This window comes from Sphingomonas sp. Leaf242, assembly GCF_001422045.1.
Lineage (GTDB): Bacteria > Pseudomonadota > Alphaproteobacteria > Sphingomonadales > Sphingomonadaceae > Sphingomonas.
Genome location: NZ_LMLW01000012.1, coordinates 73120 through 97721, shown reverse-complemented (window position 1 = coordinate 97721; position 24602 = coordinate 73120). Strand labels below are relative to the sequence as shown.

The 24602-nt window shown below is 65.8% G+C and carries 24 protein-coding genes; 11 read left to right on the top strand and 13 right to left on the bottom strand.

Features of this window, described 5'->3' with window-relative positions:
- Positions 1-210: 210 nt before the first annotated feature.
- Together ASF09_RS17860 and ASF09_RS17850 are read left to right on the top strand one after the other, a co-directional pair.
- Positions 211-1014, top strand: a complete 804-nt coding sequence (locus ASF09_RS17860; protein WP_056055802.1) for a response regulator — start codon at positions 211-213, stop codon at positions 1012-1014.
- Between the two features lie 348 nt (positions 1015-1362).
- A complete protein-coding gene (locus ASF09_RS17850; protein WP_056055804.1) occupies positions 1363-2016 on the top strand; it encodes a sigma-70 family RNA polymerase sigma factor in 654 nt (217 codons plus the stop codon).
- Between the two features lie 23 nt (positions 2017-2039).
- On the opposite strand, the gene ASF09_RS17845 is transcribed toward ASF09_RS17850, so the two are convergent.
- Positions 2040-2291, bottom strand: coding sequence for a hypothetical protein (locus tag ASF09_RS17845; RefSeq protein ID WP_231420754.1), 252 nt, complete (start codon positions 2289-2291; stop codon positions 2040-2042).
- A 6-nt stretch (positions 2292-2297) separates the two neighbouring features.
- Between ASF09_RS17845 and ASF09_RS17840 the strand changes: the two genes are divergently transcribed.
- The 7 genes from ASF09_RS17840 (at position 2298) to ASF09_RS17810 (ending at position 9587) form a co-directional block, all read left to right on the top strand.
- Entirely contained in the window at positions 2298-5012 is a 2715-nt protein-coding gene (locus tag ASF09_RS17840) for a bifunctional [glutamine synthetase] adenylyltransferase/[glutamine synthetase]-adenylyl-L-tyrosine phosphorylase (protein ID WP_156359423.1), read from the top strand.
- Positions 5002-5457: a peroxiredoxin gene (locus ASF09_RS17835; protein WP_060527435.1), complete on the top strand. Its 456-nt coding sequence runs from the start codon at positions 5002-5004 to the stop codon at positions 5455-5457. Before ASF09_RS17840 ends, ASF09_RS17835 begins: the two co-directional genes overlap by 11 nt.
- A gap of 238 nt (positions 5458-5695) precedes the next feature.
- On the top strand, positions 5696-6895 hold the full coding sequence (locus tag ASF09_RS17830) for a M23 family metallopeptidase (protein ID WP_060527434.1): 1200 nt from the start codon (positions 5696-5698) through the stop codon (positions 6893-6895).
- 305 nt (positions 6896-7200) lie between these two features.
- Positions 7201-7539 carry an iron-sulfur cluster insertion protein ErpA gene (gene erpA / locus ASF09_RS17825; RefSeq protein WP_056055811.1) on the top strand — a complete coding sequence of 113 codons (339 nt, stop codon included), beginning with the start codon at positions 7201-7203 and terminating at the stop codon, positions 7537-7539.
- 7 nt (positions 7540-7546) lie between these two features.
- Positions 7547-8317 (top strand): exodeoxyribonuclease III, encoded by a 771-nt coding sequence (gene xth / locus ASF09_RS17820; RefSeq protein WP_060527433.1) that lies wholly within the window; start codon positions 7547-7549, stop codon positions 8315-8317.
- Positions 8318-8412: 95 nt separating this feature from the next.
- Complete coding sequence (locus ASF09_RS17815; RefSeq protein ID WP_060527432.1) at positions 8413-9180, top strand: transporter; 768 nt, start codon at positions 8413-8415, stop codon at positions 9178-9180.
- 113 nt (positions 9181-9293) lie between these two features.
- On the top strand, positions 9294-9587 hold the full coding sequence (locus tag ASF09_RS17810) for a hypothetical protein (RefSeq protein ID WP_060527431.1): 294 nt from the start codon (positions 9294-9296) through the stop codon (positions 9585-9587).
- Positions 9588-9793: 206 nt separating this feature from the next.
- Here ASF09_RS17810 and ASF09_RS17805 read toward each other — a convergent pair whose 3' ends face one another.
- Positions 9794-10945 carry an N-acetyltransferase gene (locus ASF09_RS17805; RefSeq protein ID WP_060527430.1) on the bottom strand — a complete coding sequence of 384 codons (1152 nt, stop codon included), beginning with the start codon at positions 10943-10945 and terminating at the stop codon, positions 9794-9796.
- Positions 10946-11168: 223 nt separating this feature from the next.
- Here ASF09_RS17805 and ASF09_RS17800 point away from each other — a divergent pair, with 223 nt between their 5' ends.
- Positions 11169-12266, top strand: a complete 1098-nt coding sequence (locus tag ASF09_RS17800) for a fatty acid desaturase family protein (protein WP_060527429.1) — start codon at positions 11169-11171, stop codon at positions 12264-12266.
- Between the two features lie 62 nt (positions 12267-12328).
- Here ASF09_RS17800 and lptG read toward each other — a convergent pair whose 3' ends face one another.
- From lptG to ASF09_RS17755, 9 genes are all read right to left on the bottom strand, one after another.
- Positions 12329-13426 (bottom strand): LPS export ABC transporter permease LptG, encoded by a 1098-nt coding sequence (lptG, locus tag ASF09_RS17795; RefSeq protein WP_060527428.1) that lies wholly within the window; start codon positions 13424-13426, stop codon positions 12329-12331.
- Positions 13423-14616: an LPS export ABC transporter permease LptF gene (lptF, locus tag ASF09_RS17790; RefSeq protein ID WP_183128819.1), complete on the bottom strand. Its 1194-nt coding sequence runs from the start codon at positions 14614-14616 to the stop codon at positions 13423-13425. Before lptF ends, lptG begins: the two co-directional genes overlap by 4 nt.
- Positions 14617-14726: 110 nt before the next feature.
- The gene (locus ASF09_RS17785; protein ID WP_156359433.1) at positions 14727-16643 is read right to left on the bottom strand and encodes an ATP-binding protein; all 1917 of its coding nucleotides are present in this window, start codon (positions 16641-16643) and stop codon (positions 14727-14729) included.
- Positions 16644-16811: 168 nt separating this feature from the next.
- A complete protein-coding gene (gene spt, locus ASF09_RS17780; RefSeq protein WP_060527533.1) occupies positions 16812-18074 on the bottom strand; it encodes a serine palmitoyltransferase in 1263 nt (420 codons plus the stop codon).
- Between the two features lie 138 nt (positions 18075-18212).
- Entirely contained in the window at positions 18213-18458 is a 246-nt protein-coding gene (locus ASF09_RS17775; RefSeq protein WP_060527426.1) for an acyl carrier protein, read from the bottom strand.
- Between the two features lie 58 nt (positions 18459-18516).
- Positions 18517-19416, bottom strand: a complete 900-nt coding sequence (locus ASF09_RS17770) for an NAD-dependent epimerase/dehydratase family protein (RefSeq protein ID WP_060527425.1) — start codon at positions 19414-19416, stop codon at positions 18517-18519.
- Positions 19417-19447: 31 nt separating this feature from the next.
- The gene (proB, locus tag ASF09_RS17765; RefSeq protein WP_060527424.1) at positions 19448-20545 is read right to left on the bottom strand and encodes a glutamate 5-kinase; all 1098 of its coding nucleotides are present in this window, start codon (positions 20543-20545) and stop codon (positions 19448-19450) included.
- A 118-nt stretch (positions 20546-20663) separates the two neighbouring features.
- Complete coding sequence (gene obgE / locus ASF09_RS17760; RefSeq protein ID WP_060527423.1) at positions 20664-21710, bottom strand: GTPase ObgE; 1047 nt, start codon at positions 21708-21710, stop codon at positions 20664-20666.
- Positions 21711-21764: 54 nt separating this feature from the next.
- Positions 21765-22364 carry a TetR/AcrR family transcriptional regulator gene (locus ASF09_RS17755; RefSeq protein WP_060527422.1) on the bottom strand — a complete coding sequence of 200 codons (600 nt, stop codon included), beginning with the start codon at positions 22362-22364 and terminating at the stop codon, positions 21765-21767.
- A gap of 63 nt (positions 22365-22427) precedes the next feature.
- On the opposite strand from ASF09_RS17755, the gene ASF09_RS17750 reads away from it, so the two are divergent.
- The gene (locus tag ASF09_RS17750) at positions 22428-23303 is read left to right on the top strand and encodes a metal-dependent hydrolase (RefSeq protein ID WP_082444429.1); all 876 of its coding nucleotides are present in this window, start codon (positions 22428-22430) and stop codon (positions 23301-23303) included.
- 267 nt (positions 23304-23570) lie between these two features.
- Here the strand turns inward: ASF09_RS17750 and ASF09_RS17745 are convergent, their stop codons facing one another.
- Together ASF09_RS17745 and rpmA are read right to left on the bottom strand one after the other, a co-directional pair.
- Positions 23571-24119, bottom strand: a complete 549-nt coding sequence (locus tag ASF09_RS17745) for a GNAT family N-acetyltransferase (protein ID WP_235529882.1) — start codon at positions 24117-24119, stop codon at positions 23571-23573.
- Between the two features lie 174 nt (positions 24120-24293).
- On the bottom strand, positions 24294-24596 hold the full coding sequence (gene rpmA, locus ASF09_RS17740) for a 50S ribosomal protein L27 (protein WP_060527420.1): 303 nt from the start codon (positions 24594-24596) through the stop codon (positions 24294-24296).
- Positions 24597-24602 lie beyond the last annotated feature (6 nt).

Sequence of the window (24602 nt, the reverse complement as noted above, 5' to 3'; positions counted from 1 at the left end):
GGTCGCCTACTCACAAAAAGCTGTTCGTGAAACCAAATAGCATCTCGATAGTTCCGTGTTCGAGCGAAATTTCCCCGTCTCCGTACAACGTTGTCATATGTTAAGACGATCGGGCGACGGATCCGGGCCATTTTCGACCGACGCCATTGTAATGCTGCGAGCCGCCCGACACATGAGGGGCCGCATAGGATCAGGGAGTATTCGTTACCCATGTCGCTTGGACAGCAACTCGCACCGCACCTTCCCTTTTTGCGGCGCTATGGCCGGGCACTGACCGGTAGCCAGATGCATGGCGACAAGTATGTTCGCGCCACGCTCGAGGCCATCGTCGCAGCCCCCGAGGAGTTTCCTCGCGATGTCGATCCCCGCCTCGGCCTGTACCGGATGTTCCAGGCGATCTGGAATTCGGCGAACTTCGACGAGGTCGCCGACGAGGGTGTCGATGAGGCGAAGGGTCATGAGGCCGTCGCGCGTGCGCGCTTGGCCCGCATGACTCCGTTGTCCCGGCAGGCCTTGTTGCTGACCGCGATGGAAGGTTTCACACCCGAGGATGCCGCGTATCTCATCGAGGTCGAGCCGAGCGAAGTCGACGATCTCGTCGCCGATGCGCTGTCCGAGATCGAGAACCAGACCCGCGCGAAGGTCCTGATCATCGAGGACGAGCCGATCATCGCGATGGATATCGAGACGATCGTACGTGATCTCGGCCATGACGTGACCGGTGTCGCGGTTACCCGCGACGAAGCCGTCGCATTGGCTATGGAAATGCGGCCGGGCCTCGTGCTCGCCGACATCCAGCTTGCCGACGACAGTTCGGGTATCGACGCGGTCAAGGACATCCTGGCCGAGTTCGAGGTCCCGGTGATCTTCATCACCGCGTTCCCCGAGCGCCTGCTGACCGGCGAGCGGCCCGAGCCGACCTTCCTGATCACCAAGCCGTTCCAGCGCTCGACCGTTAAGGCGGCGATCAGCCAGGCGCTGTTCTTCGATCAGGCGACCGTCCCGGCAAACTAAATCGGTTGGGTCAGGGGCAGTCAACGCCTTGATTAGGGCGTATTTATAATTCAGTATGGGTTCGTGTTCGTTACGGCTGCGGACCCAAAACTGTTCCCGGGGGTTAAACATATCATGGCTGACCCGAACGATCGTATCCACGTCAAAACCGACGACGCGCGCGCTGGGGCAACGCCTCATATGACGCGGTATATTCTGGCGATCTCCTTGGTGTTGGTGATCGTGATTTTCGGTTTTCTCGTCCTTCGTTAACTTTTGTTGGGTGCGCGTTGTTGGTAATGACCACAGCGCATCCTTATGCTTGTCACGTGTCGACGGCATCGCTCCATCGGGATTGATCGGATTACCATGACCCAGCCTGCTCCACGCACCGATGTCGACGACGATATCGACGAAGTCGTCGTGCCGGTCGAGCATGTCTCGTTGTCGGATGCCGAGTTCAAGGTTCAGCTGGCGCAGGTGATCCCGCATCTGCGCGCGTTCGGTCGGTCGCTGTCGGGTAGCCGCGATCTGGCCGACGATTTGGTCCAGGAAACGCTGCTGAAGGCGTGGGCGGCGCGTCTGCGGTTCCAGGCCGGCACCAACATGCGCGCGTGGACGTTCATCATCCTGCGTAACCTGTATCTGTCGCAAATGCGCCGCGCGCGCTTCAAGGGCGAGTGGGACGATCTGGTCGCGGATCGCATCCTGGCAGCACCTGCTAGCCAGGACCGCCATGTCGAACTCGGCGATATGCAGCGGGCGCTGATGCACCTGCCGCAGCCTCAGCGCGAGGCGCTGATCCTGGTTGGCGCAGGCGGGTTCGCCTATGAGGAAGCCGCCGAAATCTGCGGCGTCGCGGTCGGAACCATCAAGAGCCGTGTCGCGCGCGGTCGCGTAGCGTTGGAGACGATCCTCAACGACGGATCGCTGCCGTCACGTCGCGATCACGAGACCGATACGACCAAGACCGCGCTGGATTCGATCATGGGTGACGTCGAGGAACTCAGCCGCGGTCGGTGATCGCGGCTACTCGACTGGTATCGTCAGTGCAGGCGACTGGGAACGGCGTCCAGTCTATGAAGCAACTCTGTAAAGTCTGACGGCGTCGCGTTCGGTTCGTCGAATGCGCCGCGCAACGCATAACCGATCACGTCGGTGACCCGCGGACGGTACACGGTCTGTCGACCATCCTCTTCGCGCTTGATCGTGAGAAATGCATAAGACATGGCCTGATAACGGCCAAAGGTGCTTTTTGTTGCTTTGTAGTTACAGGCTGTCGCCGCGGTCTGTATCATTCCGACATGGCCGAAACATTCTCCGATCCTACGCGCGCTGAGCGTCCCGCTCCCGCCGATCGTATCGTCGACGCGACGATCCGTGCTCGACACTGGTCGCCGTTCCTGTCGATGGTGCTGGACCGCGAGCCGGTGTTGGCGACAGCGCTTGGTGAAGGGCGGCTCGATTTGTCGCTGTCGAGCGCCGAACCCGATATGCCGACCGCCAAGCGATTGCGGCTCGAACGTCGCGCGATGGCCTTGACGGTCGCGGTCGGCGATCTGTCAGGCGTCCTCGATCTGACCGCGGTGACCGGCGCGCTCACCAGGTTCGCGGACCATGCGCTCGATACCGCGATCCGCGCCGCGATCGAGGAGCGCACCCCCGGCGCCGAGGTCCGCGGCTTCACCGCGATCGCGCTGGGCAAGCAGGGGAGCGGCGAACTCAATTACTCGTCGGATATCGATCCGATCCTGCTGTTCGATCCCGCCACGCTGCCGTGTCGTCCGCGTGAGGAACCCGACGAGGCCGCGGTGCGGATCGGCAAACGCGTCGTCGAACTGCTGCAGGCGCGCGATGGCGACGGGTATGTCCTGCGCGTCGATCTCCGGTTGCGACCGTCGCCCGAGATCACGCCGATCGTCCTGCCGGTGGAGGCGGCGATCGGCTATTACGAGGCGCAGGCGCTGCCTTGGGAGCGGGCCGCGTTCATTCGCGCGCGCGCCGCGGCGGGGGATATCGCGCTCGGCACGAAGTTCCTGGAGACGATCCGCCCGTTCATCTGGCGGCGCGCGCGCGATTTCGGCGCGATTCGCGAAATCCGCGGCATGTCGCGACGGATCCGCGATCATCATTCGCAGGGGCAGGCGTTCGGCGCAGGTTATGACCTCAAGCGCGGGCGCGGCGGCATCCGCGAAGCCGAGTTTTTCGCGCAGATCCACCAGCTGATCCACGGCGGGCGCGATCCGGCGTTGCGGGCGCCCGCAACCCGCGACGCCTTGGCGCGTCTTGCCGATGCAGGCTGGATCGCGGGTAACGAAGCGGCCGCGCTGATCGACGGCTATACGCTGCTCCGCACGATCGAGCACCGCGTGCAGATGATCGACGACCGCCAGACGCATACGTTGCCGACCGGCGATGCGCTCGACCGGGTGGCCAAGCTCCACGGCGTGCAGGATGCCGAGGCGCTGCTGGCGCTGCTCCGCCCCCGCGTGACCGAAACCGGGCGGATCTACGACGCGCTCGACGATACCGTGCGGCCCGCATTCTCGCACGATCCGGTCACGCTCGATGCGGATCTGACGCTGGCCGGGTACGCCGACCCGGAGGCCGCGCGGCGCCGGATCGAGGCATGGCGTGGGGGTGCTTACCCTGCGCTGCGCAGTCCTGCTGCGCGCGAGGCGCTGGAGGCGGTGCTGCCGACGCTGGTGCCGGCGCTGGCGACCGCGCCCGAGCCGCAGTCCGCGCTGCTGAGGCTCGATGCGCTGCTCGAACGGCTGCCGAGCGCGATCAACATCTTCCGCCTGCTCGAGGCGCGACCGGGGCTGGCGACCTTGCTCGCGGCGATCCTCAGCCATGCGCCGACGCTCGCCGATGATCTCGGGCGACGCCCCGGTCTGCTCGACGGACTGATCGATGCGAGCGCGTTCGAGTCGGTCGGCGACGTCGCGGCGCTGGAGGCGGTGATGCGCGCCGGCCATGCGGGCGCGGACTATCAGGCGCGACTCGATCATGTCCGCCAGGTGGTCGGCGAAATGCGGTTCGCGCTCGGTGCGCAGATCATCGCCGGAACGTCCGATCCGCTCGCCGTGGCAGCGGGCTATGCGCGGGTCGCAGAGGCGGCGATCGGCGTGCTCACGCGTGCGACGATCGACGAGTTCGCCAAGGTCCATGGCCGCGTGGCCGATAGCGAACTGGTCATCCTGGCGCTCGGTCGGATGGGCGGGGCGATGCTGACCCACGCCTCCGATCTCGACCTGATCTATCTGTTTACCGGCGACTTCTCGGCCGAGTCGGATGGTGCGAAGCCATTGGGGGCGACGCTCTACTACAACCGGCTGGCGCAACGGGTGACCGGGGCGTTGTCCGTCGCTACGGCGGCGGGGCCACTCTACCAGATCGACACGCGGCTGCGACCGTCGGGCGGGCAGGGGCCGCTGGTCGTCACGCTCGACAGCTTCGCGCGCTACCAGCGCGAGGACGCGTGGACCTGGGAGCATATGGCACTGACCCGCGCCCGGCCGGTGTTCGGATCGGCAACCGCGCGAAAGGCGGTGGCGACGATCGTGCGCGATGTCCTCGCCGGTGACCGGCCGCAGCGCGACGTAATGACCGATGCGCGGTCGATGCGCACCGAGATGGCGGCGCACAAACCGGCCAAGGGCCCGCTCGACGCCAAGCTGTTGCCGGGCGGACTGGTCGATCTCGAATTCGCGGTGCACGTCGTCCAGCTCGTCCACCGTACCGGATTCGACCCCAACCTCGGCGCAGCGATCGACCGGCTGATCGAGGCGAAACTGATGCCCGCGACGATGCGCGCGGCACACGATGTCCTGACCCGGCTGCTGGTGACGCTGCGGCTGGTCGCGCCCGATGCCACCGCGCCGGGGGCCGCGACCGAAGCGCTGATCGCGCGCGCGATCAGCGTGGCGGACTGGCCCGCGGCGATTGCCAAGCTCGACTCGACGCGGCAGGAGGTCCGCGAATTCTGGATGCAGCTCACGGGAGACCATGATGGATGACGGTGCGACTATCCCCGACGTGACGGTGACGATCGATGACACGGCGGTGTCGCTGGCCAGCCTCGGCGTGCCGCTCGTGGTCTATTTCTATCCAAAGGACGACACCACGGGCTGCACCACCGAGGCGAAGGACTTTTCCGCGCTTGCGGATGCGTTCGCGGCGGCTGGCGTCAGTGTCGTTGGCATCTCGAAGGACACGCCCGCCTCGCACGCGAAGTTCACCGCGAAACACGCGCTTACCGTGCGTCTGGCCAGCGATGTCGAGGGCATCGCCTGCGAGGCGTTCGGCGTGTGGGTCGAGAAGGCAATGTACGGCAAAAAGTACATGGGGATCGAGCGCGCCACCTTCCTGTTCGGCGCCGACGGCACGCTGGCCAAGGCGTGGCACAAGGTTCGCGTGCCGGGCCATGCGGAGGCCATCTTGGCTGCCGCCCGCGCGCTCTAAAAAGACCGCGATAACCCGCGAAGATCCGCGCGTTTTTCCGGTCGTGACGTCACTGTTCCATCGACTCGCCGTACCGACGCGGCGCTCCGCCGCGCGGTGGGCCGCGTGCTATTGCTGAAATCCATTGTATCCGGCCTAAACCCATCTGTCTGACGCGCGGAGGGGCTGCGAATCAGGACCGCGTTTCGGAGCCGTCCGCTTGGGGGCGAACGGCCCTGTATTATTTTGTCGGGGACCAATGGTCGAAATTTCCGCTGCCGCTCTCGGAACGCGCCTCAAGGCGCTGTTCGCACCGCGCGATGTTCTCTTTCACAATGGTACGACGCTGCGGCGCATCCGCTTCGGCGGCAAGCGCCAGGCTGCGATTGCCGCCATCGGTGCGGTCACGCTCGGCTTTTCCGGCTATGGCGCGGCGCAGGCGGCCCATGACGCGGCTGCGGCAACCGGCGTGGTCGTTCCGCCGACCGCCGATATCAAGCTCGCCCAGATGCAGCATCAGATCGGGCAGATGCGCCAGCGCGTCGCGACGATCCGCGAAACCGCCGAGGCACACGCCAAGCGTATCGAACAGCGTCAGGCGCTGATCACCGCCGCACTGACCGGTAGCGGCGATGCCAAGGCGCTGTCGCTCGCGACGCCGTCGATCGATCCCGCTGCCGACAAGCTCGCCGCCGAAATCGTCAAGCCGCTGGTCAAGCTCGAGGGACGCCAGGTCAAGCTGGCAAGCGTCGCGCAGGACCTGCTCGACCAGCGCTATGCCGAGACGACCGCGACCGTGCGTAAGCTCGGGCTGCGCCCCGAACGGATCGCCAAGCGGTCGCGCGGAGCCAGATCGGCAACGGCGATGGGCGGTCCGATGATCGCCGCCAACAGCGAGGAAGCTTCCGCCGATCTTCGTGCCGACGCGCAGTTCCGCACGCTGTTCCAGACCTGGAAGAAGCTCGACACGTTGCAGCAGGGCGCGATCGCGATCCCGTCGGTCCAGCCGGTGCATGCGCTGTCGTTCACCAGCAATTTCGGCATCCGCTCCGACCCGTTCCGCGGCACCGCGGCGATGCACGCCGGCGTCGACATCCCCGGCCCGATCGGCACGCCGATCTACGCGACCGCCGACGGCATCATCGCGCACGCGGGTCGCCAGGGCGGCTATGGCAACATGGTCGAGATCAACCACGGCAAGGGCATCGCGACGCGCTATGGCCACCTCTCGAAGATTCTCGTCGCGGACAATGCGCGCGTGACTCGCGGCCAGCTCATCGCGCTGATGGGCTCGACCGGGCGTTCGACCGGCTCGCATCTCCATTACGAGGTGCGGATCGACGGCCATGCGGTGAACCCTGTACCGTTCCTGACGACCGCCGATTACCTGCTCGCCGCGCAGGATCGCTCGGTGAATGCCATCCCGGTGTCCACCACCGGCCCTGCCGCGCAGGACTGATCCGACGTCTTTGCTCCCCTCCCTGAAAGGGAGGGGCTGGGGGTGGGTCGGCTTCCGCATGCTCCGATGGGGGTGGCCAAAGCGGGCCAACCCACCCCCCGACCCCTCCCTTCTAGGGAGGGGGGAAGGAGTGCATCGAGACGCCACGGCAGTTTCGGCCACACCCCCGTCATCCCGGCGAAAGCCGGGACCTCGATCCGCGTGGACGGACTCACCGCATGAGATCCCAGCGTTCGCCGGGATGATGATAAGGTGCCCTAAGCCCCGAGGTTGCCGCGGATAGCGCGACCGCCTATCTCTCAGCCATGGCAACGCTGGCACCCGACATCATCCTTACCCCCTCCGCAGCGGCGCGCGTCGCGGCGATCGCCGTCAAGCAGGGGAAGCCCGCGATCCTGCGTCTGTCGGTCGATGGCGGCGGCTGTTCGGGGTTCCAGTACAAGTTCGGGTTCGCCGACTCAGTCGAATCAGACGACGTGATCGCCGAGCATGACGGCGTTCGCCTGGTCGTCGACAGCGTCAGCATCGACCTCGTCCGTGGATGCGCGGTCGATTACGTCGAATCGCTCGCCGGTGCCGCGTTCAAGGTCGAGAACCCCAATGCCGCCTCGGGTTGCGGCTGCGGCTCCAGCTTCTCGGTCTGATCCTTTCATGAAAATCGTCACGTACAACGTCAACGGCATCAAGGCGCGGTTGCCGCGGCTGATCGAGTATCTCGTCGAAGAGCAGCCCGACATCGTCTGCCTCCAGGAGCTCAAGTCGAGCGACGACACCTTCCCCATCACGGACATCGAGGCGGTCGGGTACGGCGCAGTCTGGCACGGGCAGAAGGCCTGGAACGGCGTCGCGATCCTCGCCAAAGGCCGCGTACCGGAGGTGCGGCAACGCGGCCTTGATGGCGAACCCGAGGACGAGCATAGCCGCTACATCGAAGCGGAAATCGACGGGCTGATCGTTGCCGCGCTCTATCTGCCGAACGGCAATCCGCAGCCTGGCCCCAAGTTCGACTATAAACTGCGCTGGATGGACCGCCTCGCCGCACGCGCGCGCGTCCTGCTGGACGAAGAGAAGCCAGCCGTTCTTGCAGGCGACTACAACGTGATCGCCAACGACGACGACACCTATTCGGTGCGCGCGATGCAGGACGACGCGCTGATGCAGCCCGAAAGCCGCGAGCATTACCGCGCGCTCGTCGCACAAGGCTGGACCGATGCGCTGCGCACGCAATTTCCCAAGGGCGGCGTATGGACCTTCTGGGACTATCAGGCGGGGGCGTGGCAGCGCGATGCCGGGTTCAGGATCGATCATCTGCTGCTGAGTCCGCAGGCGGCGGACCGGATGATCGATGCCGGCGTCGACAAGGCGTATCGCGGTCGGGAAAAGGCCAGCGATCATGCACCAACCTGGGTTCGGTTGCGCTAGCAATCCCCATCGCCGACGCGCATGACGCTCCGAACAGGGGAGCGTTGGCGTTGAGAAAGTTTGGGATAAGGGCCGTTTGCTGGACGGTGGCAGCGATGGTCGGCGCGGCGCCGGCATTCGCGCAGGATGATCCGACATTCTGCCCGAACCGGCCTAGTCTGGGATCGTCCGCCTGCATTACCGCACCGGGGCATGTTCAGCTCGAATTGTCCGCGCTCGACTGGCAGCGCGACGACAATTCCGACGAGCGCGAGGACACGATCCTCGCGGGCGATTTCGAGGCCCGGTTCGGCGTTGCCAAGGCTACCGAGCTTCAGCTGTCGTGGGCACCGGTCGGCCGCGTGCGGACGCGCGACAAGGCGACTGGCCTGATCGATACGACGACGGGAATCGGTGACGTCCGTCTCGGGCTACGGCAGAATTTTCGGAATCCCGATGGCAAGGGGCTGTCGTTCGGCGCCGAGCCGTTCGTGACGCTGCCGGTCGGTCGCGATCCCGTCGGCGCGGGCGACTGGGGGGCGGGTATCGTCCTGCCGGTGACCTACGAAGTGAGCGAAAAGATCCAGCTGTCCTTCACCGGCGAGGGCGACGCGGCGGTCGACGACGACGGCGACGGGCGGCATCTGGCGTATAGCGGCATCGTCGGCGTCGGTTATTCGCTGACCGAGACGATAACCGCGACCGCCGAACTGTTCGTGCTGAGGGACGACGACCCGACCGGGCACCACACGGAGACGGCGACCGCCGGATCGGTCGCGTGGCAACCGCGCAAGAATCTGCAGATTCACATGCTCGCAGTGGCCGGGTTGAACCACGATACGCCGGATGTACGGGTCGTAAGCGGCGGGGCGGTGTTGTTCTAAGCCGGCCTCGATTTCGCGCGGCGACATGGATCGTCCGATCACGTTTGACTTGATCTGCGTCAGGCCGTTCCTTCGGTTTCGATGCTCGCGAGCCTGACTTCCTGTTCCAGTCGGTGGCCGGGCCACCGCTGCCGCGCGAGCTGCGCAAACCAACGCCGCGCGTCGCGATGCCGTGCCCCGTCACTCAGCCGGGGGAGGAGATCATCGTCTGCGCGCGTCCCACCGATCAGCGGATCGCTCCACTACCCGCACCGACCCGGCCACCGCGCGGCGATCCGCTCTCGTTCCGGCTACCCGGTGGTGGCCGGGGGAATGTTCACGCGATCTGGACCGAACTGCCGGGTGCGAGCGGGCAGGGCGCGGCTGTCACGCTGAAAATCCCGTTCGGCAAAGGCAAGCGCGACTAAGTGCGACCGCGGTGGGTCGACGATCGAGCCGGCCACAACGCTTCCCCCCTGGAAGGGAGGGGTAGGGGGGCCGCATTCCGGACGTCGGCGGCACAAGCCGACCAACCCACCCCCGGCCCCTCCCTTCCAGGGAGGGGGGAGAATTGCCGGTTGCCAGCGCCATTTTTGGGAAGGGCGAAGATAGCCGGCCCCGCCTCGCAAGCGAGCTAGAGCGTCTTCTCGTACACCTGGTACACCTTGTTGACGCGGCTCTCGATCGTTTCGGCGATCGAGCGCATCCCCTGGTTGTCGTCGAGGATCCAGCCGATCTCGCCGCGTACCGCACCGTAATGCTCGACCGAGGCGCGACGAATATATTCGATCATCATGAAGGCGAGCTGGCTGGCAAGCCGCGACGCCTGGAGTTCCTTGACCACGCCCATCAGCGGCACACGTACCGTTTTCGCCTTGGGTTTACGCAGCCACAGCAGCAGTTTCGCCCAGCCGAACGGCAACAGGCTGCCGTTGAGCGGCTTGATCGCCTCGTTCAGGTCGGGAAGCGTGATCATGAATGCGGAGGGTTTGCCGTCGACCTCGGCGATCCGGATCAGGTCGTTGTAGACGATCGGCTTCAGCTTGACGCCGACGTCCTTGACCTCGGGCGGAGTGAGCGGGACGAAGCCCCAATTGTCTTTCCACGCGTCGTTGAGGATCGCCAGGATGATCGCCGCCTCTTCCGCGAACTTCGTCTTGTCGACCTTGCGGATGACGATCCGCGGGTTCTTCTCGCCCGACTTGATGATGCGCTGGACGATCGGCGGGAACTGCTTCGTGATATCGACTTCATAGGTCAGCAGCTGCTTGATCGGGCGATACTGCGCCCATTCGATCCAGCCGCGATATTCGGGCTTGGCATGCCCCATCATGATCGTCGGCGCGTGATCGTAACCGTCGATCAAGAGGCCGGGCTCCTCCCAGATCGACATGCTGATCGGTCCGACCGCGCGCGTCATGCCTTGGTCACGGAGCCATTGCTCGGCACGCTCGAGCAGCGCCTGGAAGACGTCCTGCCGCTTGGCCTCCATCAGGCCCCACTGGCCGACACCGGGCCCGAAACCCTGCTCGGGCGGCATCGTCAGCGCGAGCGTGTCGATATGCGCCGAGATGCGGCCGACCACGCGACCGTCCTCCTCGGCCAGGAACAACTGCGCCTTGGCATGGCTGAACCAGCCGTTCTTCTCGGGCGTGATCAGCCCGAGCGCCTCGGACTTCAGCGGCGGCACCCAGTTCGGATCGTCGGCATAGAGGCGAAACGGCAGATCGATGAAGATCTTGCGATCCTTCCTGGTCTCGACCGGTCGAATGGTAAGCTTGGCCATGTGTCGTTCCTGTGTGCCTGTCGCGCGTGTCTAGCCAGCCGCAGCGACAAAGGCGAGCGACTCGCATGATGTCCAGGGCCCGTCCGACAAACGGTCCGAAGGAGTCCGGGATCGGCCATCGCCGCATGCGGTCACGGTGATCGCCTTTCCCGCGGAACTGGTGCATTCCCGGTGACTGTAAATGCCACGCTGCGGCCACTATGTTCGGACAATGGATACGCCCATGGACACTTCGCTCAGCCTGCCTCGTGGCACGGCCGCTCAAGACTCGCCGGTTGCGGCGGTCAGCACCGTACGGATCGCCGACGACAAGGCGATGCTGCGCGCTGCCGCCGATCTTACCCGCGACCTCGTGAAGCCGCGACCCGCGGTTTATTGGGCCGATCTGATCGGCTCGGTCGTCATCGGCTATGGTGCGCTGGTGGTGGCGGCGGCGTCTGGATCGACCGCGGTCGCGATCGTCGCCGGGATCGTGGCGATGCTCGGGCTGTACCGCGGTCTGAGCTTCATCCACGAAGTCAGCCACATGAAGCACGCCGCGGTGCCGAACTTCCGGCTCGGCTGGAACATCCTGGTCGGCGTGCCGCTGCTCACCCCGTCGTTTATGTACGAAGGCGTCCACAACCTCCACCACTCCAAGACGCGGTATGGGACGGTCGAAGATCCGGAATATCTTCCGCTCGCGCTGATGAAGCCTTGGACGCTGCCGCTGTTCATCGTCGTGTCGGCGCTGGCTCCGCTCGCGCTGCTGTTCCGCTATGCGGTGTTGTCGCCGCTTTCGCTGCTGTCGCCCAAGCTGCGGACGATGGTGGTAGAGCGGTACTCGGCACTCGCGATCAACCCGCAGTTCCGGCGTCGCAGCCCCGAGGGGGACGCGAAGGCGTATTGGAACCGGCTCGAGGTCGGTGCGAGCGTCTGGGCGCTGACCTTGATCGGGCTCACCGTCAGCGGCGTGCTGCCGTTGCGCGCGTTCCTGACCTTCCTCGGCGTGGCATCGGCGGCGGCGGTGATCAATCAGGTCCGGACGCTGGTCGCGCATCTGTGGGAGAACGACGGCGAAGTGATGACGGTCACCGCGCAGTATCTCGACACGGTCAACGTGCCGCCGCCCGCGTTGCTGCCGGCTCTGTGGGCGCCTGTGGGGCTGCGCTACCATGCGCTGCACCATCTGCTGCCGGGCCTGCCGTATCACGCGCTGGGCGAGGCGCATCGGCGGATTTCGGCAGAACTCGATGCGATGTCGCCGTATCACAAGGCGAGCTATCCGGGGCTGCCCGGTCTGGTGAGCAAGATCGCGCGGAGCACGATGACCCGCCGCTGACGCTCTGTCGTCGGATTGCTAAAAAGGAGAGGGATCGCGGCATCGTGTCGCGGTCCCTTTTTTTATTCCTCGGAGCGGATGAGGACGGCCTCGCCGATCAGGAAGAACAGCAGGAACGGCGCCCAGGCGGCAAGGAACGGCGGGTAGACGCCGAGGTTGCCCATCGCGAGCGCGAAGTTGTCGGCGACGAAGAACGCGAAACCGAGGCCCATGCCGATGACCGCGCGGACGAACAGCTTACCCGACCGGGCGATCCCGAATGCCGCGACCGCGCCGAGCAGCGGCATCAGGACGGCGGACAACGGTCCCGAAAGCTTGTGCCAGAGCGATCCTTCGAGGCCCTTGGTCGGCCGTCCGGCATCGGACAGATCGCCGATCGCGGACTTCAACGCGCCGAACGACAGCCCGTCCGCATCGACCGAGGCCAGGGTGAACTGATCGGGACGCACGTCCTTGGCGACCACAACCGAACCGAGGTTGGTCACGGTGCCGTGCGCCACCTCGAACCGCGTCGCCGGCCCTACCAGCCAGCCATTGGCGACGCGCCGGCCATGATCCGCCCGCAAGATAGCGACCAGATTGCCGCCGGTGCGATCGTACAGCGTAATCCCGCCAAGCCGCGTCGCAGTCCCGCGCCCGCGGATCTGCGCCACTTCGATCAGGTCGTCGCCATCGCGCACCCAGACGTTCGCCCGGTCGCCGCGGTCGATCGGCAGCTTGCCGTAATTGACCTTCTGCCACTGGTTGAGGGTCGCGGTCGCGCGCGCCACAACGTGATCGCTGAACACGAAGCTGATCACCGCCACGCCGAGGCTGGCGACGAGAAGCGGGGCGAGCACCTGGTGCGCGGACAAGCCGGAACCCTTCAGCGCGACGATCTCGCTGTTCTGGTTCATCGTGATCAGCGTCAGGATCGTCCCGAGCAGCACCGAGAACGGCAGGAACCGCGCGACGATCTGCGGGATGCGCAGCGACACATAGTGCCAGATCTGCGCATCGCCGTTGCCGGGGAAGGCGAGGATGTCGCCGGACTCGCTCAGCAGGTCGAGCGCCTGCAACACGAGCACCAGCGCGGCGAGGACGGCGAACGTCCGGAGCAGGAACATCCGCCCCATGTAGATCGCGACGGTTCGCGACGGGAAGAAGCTGACGAGTTTCATGCGACGCTGGCCTTGCGGCGTCCGGGCATACGCTTGGCGATGGCCTTGAAGGACTTGGAGAAGACGCGTTCGAGCGCGCCGATCGGCTGACCGCCGGGGACATAGGCGATCGTGTAATACATCCACAGGACGAGGCCGGCGAAGATCGTGAACGGGACCCACAGTGCGACGATCGGATCGATCCGTCCGAGCTCGCCGACGTCGGCCGCGTACTGATTCACCTTGTGATAGGTGACGATCATCACGATCGAGAGGAAGACGCCGAGCGCCGATGTCGATCGCTTCGGCGGCACGCCCAGCGCCAGCGCGAGCAGCGGCAGCAGGAACATCGAGGCGACCTCAGCCAACCGGAAATGGAATTCCGAGCGGCTGCCTTCGCGTTGTTCGAGCGTGGCGCCGCGTTGGCCCTGCCGCGCGAGTTCGGGCAGCGTATATTCCAGATTGCGACCGCCCCGCACGCGGAAGCTCTCGAATTTGGGCAGATTGATCGGCAGGTCATGGCTGCTGAAGGTCAGCACGCGGGGCGTCTTGAATTCGGGCCGATTGTGGATCAGCGTGCCGTTCGCCAGCCGGAAGATGATGACGTTGGGATCGTCGGTCGCGAGGAACTTGCCGCGCTCGGCGGTCACCCCCAGCCAGTCGCCATTCTGGCTCTGCGCATGGACGAAAATGCCCGACAGCTCGCGGCCCTTGTCCTTGCTCTCCTCGATCCGCAGCGTCATGCGGTCGCCCAATTGGGTAAATTCGCCGACCTTGATCGACGCACCCAGCGCGCCGGTCCGCAGTTCGAACCGCAGACCCTCGTAATAATAGCGGGCGATCGGCTGGACATAGCCGACGATCGCCAGGTTCAACAGCGCCAGCGCCATCGTATACATGTACGGCACGCGCAGCAGCCGATTGTAGCTCATGCCGACGCCGCGCAGGACGTCGAGTTCCGACGAGGTCGCCAGCCGGCGGAAGGCGAGCAGGATGCCGAGCATCAGCCCGATCGGAATCCCGAGCCCGAGATACTCCGGCAGCAGGTTCGCGAGCATCCGCCAGACGACGCTGATCGGTCCGCCCTGCGTCGCGACGAAGTTGAACAGTCCCAACATGCGATCGAGCACGAACAGCATGACGGCGATCAGCAGCGTCGACAAAAGCGGCACCGCGATCAGCCGGGCCATGTAGCGGTCGATGGATTTCATGCGGAATTGGGGCTCGGGCTGCTGGGCTGGCGGTGGTCAGGCGGGGTATAGGCGGGCGCACGCTAGGCGTCATCCTCAATCGCACCTCGCCAACGGTGCGCTACGGGGCATTATTCGGCGGCGATCAAGTCGCTTGCGCTCGGTCGATCGGAGGCCATCGCGGTCGCGACGGCGCGTTCCAGCCCGGTCAGCGTAAAGGGTTTGCGCAACACATCGTGCCCGCCGAACTGCGCGACGTTCACCTCTCCCGCGAACCCGGTCACGAACAGCACCGCGATATGCGGGTAGAGCGGGCTCAGCGCGGCGATCATCTCGGGGCCGGTCTGGCGCGGCATCAGCACGTCGGAGATGATCAGGTCGATCGCTCCGTTCGCGGCGAGCAAAGCGGGCGCCGCCAGCGGATCGTCGCAGGGGATCGCGCGGTAACCGAGTTCCTCCAGTGCATCGATCGTTGCCGCGAGAACGCGGGGATCGTCCTCGACGACGAGAATTTCGCGCTGGGTGGGCGGTGCCGGCGGGGCGGTGGCAGCGGCGGCTGTAGCAGTGCCGGCGGGCAGAAGCTCGAGGGGTGAGCCCGGCAAGGCCACGACGTCCGCGGTTCGCGGCAGGTACAGCGTCACCGCGGTACCCTCGCCGGGCTCGGAAGCGATCGCAACCGCCCCGTGCAGTTGCTGCACCAGCGCGAAAATCTGGCTGAGGCCCAGCCCGGTACCCTTGCCGACCGCCTTGGTTGTGAAGAACGGCTCGAACACGCGATCGGCGACGTCCGGCGTCATGCCGCAGCCATCGTCGGCGACCGTGATCGTCACATGCTCGCCGGCCGCGCATTCGCCGATCTGCTGCGCTTCCAGCATGGCGCTCCCCGTGACGATGGTCAGCGTGCCGCGGCCGTTCATCGCGTCGCGCGCGTTGACCGCCAGGTTGAGGACCGCGTTCTCCAGCTGCACCCGGTCGCCGCGAATGCAGCAGTCGGTCGCCTCGCTCCGCGTCACCAGCGTGATCGCATCGCCCAGCGTTCGGTCGAGCAGGTCGGACATTTCGGCGACCAATGCGGCGGCATCGATCGTCTCGGGTTTCAGCGCGTCTTCCCGGCTGAACGCCAGCAGTCGGCGGGTGAGCGCGGCCGCCCGGTTGGCACCCTCGGTAGCGCTGTCGATATGCCGCCGCGTGGTGGCCGGATCGCTCGCCAGGTTACGGCGCGCGAGTTCGAGCCCGCCCAGCACCACCGCCAGCATGTTGTTGAAGTCGTGCGCGATGCCGCCGGTAAGCTGGCCGACCGCCTCCATCTTCTGGACCTGGCGGAGCTTGGCCTCCTGCATGCGCAGTTCGGCGGTCGCTACGGCGACGGCCGCGGTCAGCTCGTCGGCACGCTCGCGCTCCAGTTCGGCGTCCGCCAGCGCGGTCGCGCGTTCACCGACGGCGCGGATCGTCAGCCAGCCGAGCATGATCGCGCCCAGCACGATCAGCACGCCGAAGACGGCGAGCACGCCTGCGACCCAGCTGGAGCGCTCGACCGATCCCATCGCCGCGGCGGTGCGGTCGTCGAGCAGCCCGCGCTCCCCTGCGATCAGCGTGTCGAGCGTCGTGTTGATCTCGGCGAGCGTCGGGGATTTTCGCGACTGATAATAGCGCGCGAGCGCCTGGCCGTTCTTGCCGTAGCTCGTGTTGAGCGCGGTCATCGACAGCTCCTGGCCGCGCGAATCATAGGCAGCGCGGAGCCGGTCGACGCGCGACTGCTGCTCGGGATTGTCGTTGGTGATCCGGTCGAGCCGGTCGATCTGCGTGCCGGCCAGCAGCCATTCGTCGAAATAGAGCTGACCGAGCTGCTTGTCGCCGCTGATGACGTAGCGCCCGAGCGACGCTTCGGACTGCGCGATCGTGCCCGACAGCGTGCGGGCGAGGATCATCACGTCATAGCTGTGCGCCTGAAGCTCGAGCGCGCGGTCGCGCTGGCGGTTGGCGTTGCCGAGAGTCACGATGAGCGCGACGAGCACCGCGGCGCCGAGCAGCGCCATCGCGACGAGCATGGCCACGCGCCACCTTTCCCCGCCCCCCTGGGCCGCAGTCTCGACCTCGTCATGGTTCACGAGCGGCATCCTAACGCGTCGTTGCCAACGCGCAATGACTCGGAGGACCGGTGCGGCCCCAACATTTCACCGGTGTTTCAATCCTCCCCTTCAGGGGAGGAAAGAGGATTAGCCGATCACCCCGACGGCGCGGCCCGCGGCCTCGAACATCCCGAGGATCGTCGTGATCTGCTCGTCGGTATGCTCCGCGCACAGCGAGCACCGCAGCAGGAACGTCCCCGCTGGCGTCGCGGGCGGGCGCGCCATGTTGACGTACAGACCGCCCTCAAGCAGCGACTGCCAGATCGCGATCGCCTGTTCCTGGTCGGTGAGGATGACCGCGATGATCGCCGAGTCGGACGTCTCGGTGCCGAGCTTGAACCCCATCGCCTTCAGCCCGCCGTGCAGCCGGCGCGCGTTCTTCCAGAGCTGCGCGCGCTTGTCGTGCGCGGTCATCAGCTTGCGGATCGAGGTCGCGGCGGTGGCGACTACCGACGGCGGCAGCGAGGCGGTAAAGATGTACGGACGGCACGCAAACCGCACCATCTCGAACTTCGGGTGGTTCGACACGACGAACCCGCCGACCGTGCCGACCGACTTCGAGAAGGTGCCGACGACGAAATCGACCTCGTCGGTCAGCCCCATTTCCTCGTACACGCCGCGCCCGTTGGGGCCGAAGAACCCCATCGAATGCGCCTCGTCGACCAGCACCATGCAGCCATGCTTCTTGGCGACCGCGACCATTTCCTTCAGCGGCGCGATGTCGCCGAGCATCGAATAGACGCCTTCGAGCACGACCAGCTTGCCCGCTTCCTTCGGCAGGCGACCGAGCCGCTTGTCGAGATCGGTGACGTCGTTGTGGCGGAAGCGGACGATCTCGGCATTGCCCTGCTTGCAGCCGTCGTAGATCGACGCGTGGCTGTCGGCGTCGAGGATGACGTACTCCCCCTTGCCGGCTAGCGTCGAGATGATCCCGAGGTTCGCCATGTACCCGGTCGAGAACACGATCGCGCCGGTCATGTCGTAGAATTCACGGAGCGCCTGTTCGACGTCGATATGATCGTGGAACGTACCGTTGAGCATCCGGCTGCCGTTGGTGCCCGACCCGAACGCGTTGAGTGCGTCCTTGCCCGCCTGGATGACGTCGGGATCGAACGTCATGCCCATGTAATTGTAGGTGCCGAGCAGGATCGTGTCCTTGCCGCGGATCACCGCCTGAGTCGGGCCCTTCACCTCGTCCATCACGATCGCGAACGGATTGCGCACGCCACTGGCGATCAGCGCCTCGCGTTCGGCGATCAGCGCGTCGAATTTCGACATGAGGTCGCGTTCGGGGGCGACCTCCGGAGCGTCGACGGGGAGGGCGTGGGCGGTGGTGGCGGCTTCGGTCATCGTCATTCGGCCTTGAAAATTTCCGTTCGTCCTGAGTAGCGGCTGAGCGAAGCCGAAGACGCGTATCGAAGGGCAGGTGGTTCGATACGGGCCTTCGCCACGCTCAGTCCCTACTCACCACGAACGGGATATTTTGAATTAGTCCTGCTTCAACTTCGCGACCGCATCGACCAGCTGGCCGACCGTCTCGATCTCGGCCTGCATGTTCATCGTGATGATGATGTCGAACTCGTCCTCGATCGCCGCGACGAAATCCATGACGGTCAGGCTGTCCCACTCCAGGTCGCCCTGGAACGTCGTCGCATCGGCGAGGGAGACGCCCTTCTTGTTGAACGGCTCGATCTGCGCGGTGACGGTGTCGTAGATCTGCTGACGGTCGCTCATGATAATCCCTTCGGTGTCGCAACGATCCCTGACAGGAAATTGCGGCGGCTTTTCGGCGCTATAGCAGCCCGGCGGCGCGATACCACGCCGCGGTTTGCGCAAGCGCCTGCGGAGTCGGGACGGACGGCGTCCACAGCGCGGCCGGTGGCGGCTTGTGCGAGACCCAGTCGGGATGGCAGAAATAACTAACCCGGTCGCGCGTGAGCTTTGCCTTGCGACGGCGGACGAGCCGGTCGGCGGCGGACGCGAGCTTCAGGAGCGCGCGGGGTGTCGAGAAGACCTTGACCGGCTTGCCGACCGCCACGCCTATTGCTCGTGCGAAATCGCGGTTGTCCCAACCGTTCGGCACCCCGTCGTCGGGCTCCATGATCGACGGCGCATCGGCACTCTCGGCGAGCGCGAGCAACAGCGTGGTCAAATCCTCGACATATAGCAACGAGACGCGCGTGCCGGCCGGCGGCATCGGTAGATAGCCGGACCGTGCCGCCTTGAAGAGATCAAGGATATCGAGATCGCGCGGACCAAAGATCGCGGGTGGGCGGACGATCGCCCAGTCCAGTCCCGACGTCTGGACGCGCGTCTCCGCCTCGGCCTTCGACCAGCCATAATTCGACAATGTCGGCTCGCGCGCGGCGAGCGACGAGACGTGGACGAAGCGGCGGATGCCGGCAGCGCGAGTCGCCTGGAGGATGCCTTCGGTGCCGGCGATATTGCCTTTGCCGAAGCCCGCGCGGTCGGGCGCGTTGACCACCCCGGCGACATGGATCACCACGTCGGCGCCTTCGACCAGCGTCGCGAGGCTCTTGGGGCGATCGAGCGCGCCTTCGATCCAGGTCACGCCGATGCGCTTGGCCTGCGGTTTGCGGGCGAGCGCACGGACGGTGTGCCCGGTCTCCAGCGCGTGATCGATCAGGTGGCTGCCGACGAACCCGGTGCCGCCGGTGATAGCCAGGATCATGCTGACGTCCTCAAGAACACTGCGCGGCCGGTCATACGAGCGCCAGATGATTGCGGTGCACGAGTGCGGATCTTGGAGCGTAGCCGAGGATGGCCGCATGATCGTCGCTATGTCGACCAAGCAGGCGCGCGGTGTCAGCCGCATCGTACTCCGCAAGGCCCCGCGCGACAGTGCCGTTGGGCCCTTCGATCGTCACCAGATCCCCCCGCGTGAAACCCCCGTCGATTCGCGTGGCGCCAGTCGCCAGCAAACTCCGCCCCTGACCAAGCGCAGCCGCAGCCCCCGCATCGACATGAATCGCACCCTTTGCGGTCAGCCCCCCCGCCAGCCAAGCCTTCCGCGCAGATGCAGTCCGCTCGGCTGTAAAGATCGTGTGGCGGGCAGGGGTGGACAGCGGATGCTCGATCCGCCCCGAAGCGATCGCGAGCGGAATACCCGCACCCGTCGCGATCCGCGCCGCCGCGATCTTCGACGCCATTCCACCCGAACCCATTCCCGAGCCCGAGCCGTCGTCCGCCATCCCCGCAACCGCATCGATCCGCGGCACGCTGGCAATATGAGTCGCGGATGGATCGGTGTGTGGATTGGCCGTGTAAAGCCCGTCGACGTCGGACAGCAGGATCACGCCCTGCGCGCCGGCGGCCTGCGCGACGCGGGCGGCCAAGCGGTCATTGTCGCCGAACCGGATTTCCTCGGTCGCGACGCTGTCGTTCTCGTTGATGACCGGCACGACCTTCAGCGACAACAGCCGGTTAAGCGTCGCCGCAGCGTTGAGATAGCGGCGGCGGTCTTCGAGGTCGTCGAGCGTGACGAGGATCTGCGCCGCGATCAGCCCTTGCGCGGCGAGCAGTTCGGCCCAGACTTGGCTAAGCGCAATCTGGCCGGTGGCGGCGGCGGCCTGCGCGTCTTCAAGACTCGCCCGCCCGCCCTTTGAGAGACCAAGCCGCCGCGCGCCCAAGGCAATCGCGCCTGACGACACGATCGCAACCTGCTGGCCCGCGCTAGTCCGAGCAGCAAGGTCAGCAACAAGCCCGGTCAGCCACGCCCGCCGGACGCTCCCATCCGGATCGACCAGCAACGCCGACCCGATCTTCACGATCAGCCGCGCACAAGACGAAGGTGGAAACATCACTGCTCCCTCTCCCCTGCGGGGAGAGGGCCGGGGTGAGGGGCGGCCACGAACGGTACCGCCCGGAACAGCCCCTCACCCGACCCTCTCCCCGCAGGGGAGAGGGCTAAGCAAGACGTCAGAGCGGCGACCATGCGACCGGCACTTCGCCTTCTTCCAGTTCCTTCGCCGCGCCCGGGGCCGGTCCGATCGCCTCGATCAGCTGGTCCAGCACCGCTTCGATCCCAGCGCCACTAGCCCCCGAAATCGCCATCACCTCGGCACCGCTGGCTTCTGCCAGTTCCGCCAACAACGCCGCGATCAGCTCGGAATCGAGCATGTCGATCTTGTTCAGCGCGACGATCACCTTCTTGTCGGTGAGCCCCTCGCCGTAATTCTCGAGCTCGTCGCGCACGATCCGGTACGATTCGGCCACGTCACGGTCGTTCGCATCGACCAGATGCAGCAGCACCCGGCACCGCTCGATATGCCCGAGGAATCGATCGCCGATCCCCGCGCCCTCGGCAGCACCCTGGATCAGCCCCGGAATATCCGCGACCACGAACTCGCGCTGCTTGTGGCGCACCACGCCCAGCTGCGGCCGCGTGGTCGTGAAGGCGTATTCGCCGACCTTGGCCTGCGCGTTCGTCACCTGGTTGATGAAGGTCGACTTGCCTGCATTCGGCAAGCCCACGAGCCCCGCGTCGGCGAGCAGCTTCAGCCGCAGCCACACCCACGCCTCGCCGAATGGCCAGCCGGTACCGTGCTGGCGCGGGGTGCGGTTGGTCGACGTCTTGTAGCTCGCGTTACCACGCCCACCATCGCCGCCGCGGAACAGCACTTCGCGCTGGCCGACCTCGGTGAAGTCGATCAGCACCTCCTCCTTGTCTTCCGACAGCACCTGCGTGCCGAGCGGAACGCGGATGACGAGGTCCTTGCCGCCCGCGCCGGTGCGGTTCGAACCCGACCCGCCCGAGCCGCGGGGCGCGCGGAAATGCTGCGTGTAGCGGAAGTCGATCAGCGTGTTCAGGCCGGCGATGCATTCGAATACGATGTCGCCGCCCTTGCCGCCATTGCCGCCGTCGGGGCCGCCATATTCGATATATTTCTCGCGGCGGAAGCTGACGGCACCGGGGCCGCCCTCACCCGAACGTACGTAGATCTTGGCTTGGTCTAGAAAATGCATCGCCGCCCCATAGCGAAATTGGCGAAAATCTCCACCCTCTGCGATTCGGCGACGTTAGCAATTGGTTGGGGCGGCGGCGTCCTTGCTGGCGAGCAGCGCATCGAGCGCGAGTTCGCGTGCCTTGCCGACCGGCAGCCCCAGCGCGCGCGCCATCGGTGCCCCCATCAACGCGTCGCCAAGCGCCATCAGCACCAGCGTCAGCGTCTGCTCCTGGATCGGCTGATCGCCGGGCATGTCACCCTCCGCCAGCTCGTCGACGAGGTCGTGGATCGCGGTCAGGATCGGATCAAGCGCATTGGTATTGCCCGACAGGATCATCCAGCTCGCCAGCGCCCCCGCGCCCCCTTTGCCAAACGCATCGAAGGTCATCTCGACGACCTCGCGCGGATCAAGCTCGCCCGCCCGCACGCGCAGAACCGCTGCACCTATAGTGCCGACGATGTCCGCCGCCATCCGCGTGATCAGCGCGGTATGCAGCGCTTCCGCCGAGCCGAAGTGATGCAGCAGGTTGGCGTGCGTGCGCCCGACGCGGCCTGCCACGGCCTTTAGCGTGACGGCGCTGGGGCCGCTCTCGACGAGCAGCGCACGCGCGGCCTCGACGGCGGCTTCACGTGATTCGGTGGGGGAGAGGCGCTTGCGCGGTGTTGACGTCACGGACCGGGAAACCTATTTACATCAATGTAAGTAACGAGTGTTCATTCCTGTTTGGAGGTTTCCGTGGCGAAAGCAACCACGCCTGCCGATCTGACGATCACCCCGCGCGACCGCCGCTTCGGCCGCGGTGCCGCGATTCGCCGCTGGTGGCTGAACGATGATCCGATCGCAACGGCGTTCTACAATGCGTTGTCGGTGACGTTTCCGAAGGGCGAGGGCTATTTCGTCGACAGCGTCCGGAAGTTCCGCGAAGGCACGCCGCCGAAACTTCACGCCGAGATCAACGCCTTCATCAAGCAGGAGGTGATCCACACCCGCGAGCACGTCGCGTTCAACCGCCACGTCACGGACCAGGGGTACGACGTCGCGCCGCTCATCGTCGATGTCGACGCGGCACTGGCGCTGACCAAGGGCCGCCCGGAGATCGCGAGCCTCGCCGCCACCACCGCGCTCGAGCATTTCACCGCGATGCTGGCGCATGAACTGATCGCGAATCCGAAACACCTCGCGGGCGGCGACCAGCAGGCGGCAGCGCTGTGGCTGTGGCATGCCGCAGAGGAGATCGAGCACAAGGGTGTCGCCTACGACACGTGGCTGCATGCAACGCGGGGCTGGCCGCGCTTCACGCGCTGGCGGGTGAAGTCGCTGGTGATGCTGATCACGACGTGGCGCTTCTTCACCGGACGCGCACGGGGGATGGCGGAACTGTTGCGGCAGGACGGGCTTACCGGACCGAAGGTGTGGGCGCGGATGGCGTGGTACGCGTTCGGCAATCCGGGGATGGCGCGCAAGATCGCCGGCGTCTGGGCGGGGTATTTCCTGCCGGGGTTTCACCCGTGGAAGCATGACGATCGCGCTCTGATTGGGCTGGCGGAGAGCGAGTACGAGGCGGCGGTGCTGCCGGTTGCGAAGCGGGCGGCGGCCGTGGCGGTGGCCTAAACCTTCTCCCGTCATCCTGACGAAAGTCAGGATCCAGAGCCATCAACGACCGCACCCGTTACCCGACATCCTGACTTTCGTCAGGATGTCGCGGCATGAACAACATGATCGCAGACCGCCCTTTGACATCAATCCACCCCGGCGAAGGCCGGGGCCCAATTGGGGGACGCTGTGAACGGAGGTCATCGCTCCGTTACTGCGACCTTTCCAGTTGGGCCCCGGCCTTCGCCGGGGTGGTGTACCTTTAGAGGATGGCCAGTCTCGGACTTACGCCGCGAGCGGCATCGGCGCACATCGGTCGTCATCCAGATCCAGCTCGAACATCACCGCAGGAGCCTCACCCCCACGCCCGCGCGACGTCCGCGGCTCGATCCGCCCCGTCGGCCGAAACCCGAGCTTCGCCAGCACACGCCCCGACGCCGGGTTGTCGACGAAATGCGCCGCCGTGAGCCGGCGTATCCCGAGCGCATGGCGCGCCATCGATACCACGGACTGACCTGCCTCGGTAGCATAGCCGCGACCCCACGAGTTCGGGGTTAACCAATATCCGAGGTTTGCCGAACCGCCATCGACATCGCTGATCCCGATACCGCCGACGAGTCGCGTTTCACCCAACTCCATCGTCTCGATCAGGAAACGCGGCTCATGGGCTCCACGGGGGCAAGCGAGGAACGCCTCGGCGTCGCCCAGCGCATACGGCCAGGGCACGCGGCCCAACTTGGCGACCACGCTCTCATGGCCGATCGCCCGCGCCAATGCAGGCGCATCTTCGGGCCAACCCGGCCGCAACGTCAGTCTCTTGGTGCGCGCGAACACGGCTCTCTCCTATCGCGTCATTGGCTGCGCGCATGCCACGTCGGGATGACGGGACCGCGACAGCCGCGGGGAGGGAGCAATAAAAAAGGGAGCCGGGGTGACCCGTCTCCCTTGTTCAGGTTCGCTTTCGCGACCCGGGTCACCCTGGTGGGCAACCCGGATGGTTACCCGATGTTATTCGGCTGCTGCTGCCATGTCGCCAGCATCCTGGCCGACGTCGTTCGCTGCCAGCTCGACCGAGCAGAACTTGCGCCCGAGTTTGCCTTGGCTGAACACGACGCGGCCATCGACCAGCGCGAACAGCGTGTGGTCGGTACCGATGCCGACATTCGTGCCCGGGTAGAACTTCGTCCCGCGCTGACGCACGAGAATGTTGCCGGCGACGCACGCCTGGCCACCGAACTTCTTGACGCCGAGGCGACGACCGGCCGAATCGCGACCGTTGCGCGAAGAGCCGCCTGCTTTCTTATGTGCCATCTGAAG

What these genes read in the sequence shown, in the direction of transcription:
- ASF09_RS17860 (WP_056055802.1), top strand. Translation starts at nt 211, where the DNA reads ATGTCGCTTGGACAGCAACTCGCACCGCACCTTCCCTTTTTGCGGCGC.
- ASF09_RS17850 (WP_056055804.1), top strand. Translation starts at nt 1,363, where the DNA reads ATGACCCAGCCTGCTCCACGCACCGATGTCGACGACGATATCGACGAA.
- ASF09_RS17845 (WP_231420754.1), bottom strand. Translation starts at nt 2,291, where the DNA reads ATGATACAGACCGCGGCGACAGCCTGTAACTACAAAGCAACAAAAAGC.
- ASF09_RS17840 (WP_156359423.1), top strand. Translation starts at nt 2,298, where the DNA reads ATGGCCGAAACATTCTCCGATCCTACGCGCGCTGAGCGTCCCGCTCCC.
- ASF09_RS17835 (WP_060527435.1), top strand. Translation starts at nt 5,002, where the DNA reads ATGATGGATGACGGTGCGACTATCCCCGACGTGACGGTGACGATCGAT.
- ASF09_RS17830 (WP_060527434.1), top strand. Translation starts at nt 5,696, where the DNA reads ATGGTCGAAATTTCCGCTGCCGCTCTCGGAACGCGCCTCAAGGCGCTG.
- erpA (WP_056055811.1), top strand. Translation starts at nt 7,201, where the DNA reads ATGGCAACGCTGGCACCCGACATCATCCTTACCCCCTCCGCAGCGGCG.
- xth (WP_060527433.1), top strand. Translation starts at nt 7,547, where the DNA reads ATGAAAATCGTCACGTACAACGTCAACGGCATCAAGGCGCGGTTGCCG.
- ASF09_RS17815 (WP_060527432.1), top strand. Translation starts at nt 8,413, where the DNA reads ATGGTCGGCGCGGCGCCGGCATTCGCGCAGGATGATCCGACATTCTGC.
- ASF09_RS17805 (WP_060527430.1), bottom strand. Translation starts at nt 10,945, where the DNA reads ATGGCCAAGCTTACCATTCGACCGGTCGAGACCAGGAAGGATCGCAAG.
- ASF09_RS17800 (WP_060527429.1), top strand. Translation starts at nt 11,169, where the DNA reads ATGGACACTTCGCTCAGCCTGCCTCGTGGCACGGCCGCTCAAGACTCG.
- lptG (WP_060527428.1), bottom strand. Translation starts at nt 13,426, where the DNA reads ATGAAACTCGTCAGCTTCTTCCCGTCGCGAACCGTCGCGATCTACATG.
- lptF (WP_183128819.1), bottom strand. Translation starts at nt 14,616, where the DNA reads ATGAAATCCATCGACCGCTACATGGCCCGGCTGATCGCGGTGCCGCTT.
- ASF09_RS17785 (WP_156359433.1), bottom strand. Translation starts at nt 16,643, where the DNA reads ATGCTCGTCGCGATGGCGCTGCTCGGCGCCGCGGTGCTCGTCGCGCTC.
- spt (WP_060527533.1), bottom strand. Translation starts at nt 18,074, where the DNA reads ATGACCGAAGCCGCCACCACCGCCCACGCCCTCCCCGTCGACGCTCCG.
- ASF09_RS17775 (WP_060527426.1), bottom strand. Translation starts at nt 18,458, where the DNA reads ATGAGCGACCGTCAGCAGATCTACGACACCGTCACCGCGCAGATCGAG.
- ASF09_RS17770 (WP_060527425.1), bottom strand. Translation starts at nt 19,416, where the DNA reads ATGATCCTGGCTATCACCGGCGGCACCGGGTTCGTCGGCAGCCACCTG.
- proB (WP_060527424.1), bottom strand. Translation starts at nt 20,545, where the DNA reads ATGTTTCCACCTTCGTCTTGTGCGCGGCTGATCGTGAAGATCGGGTCG.
- obgE (WP_060527423.1), bottom strand. Translation starts at nt 21,710, where the DNA reads ATGCATTTTCTAGACCAAGCCAAGATCTACGTACGTTCGGGTGAGGGC.
- rpmA (WP_060527420.1), bottom strand. Translation starts at nt 24,596, where the DNA reads ATGGCACATAAGAAAGCAGGCGGCTCTTCGCGCAACGGTCGCGATTCG.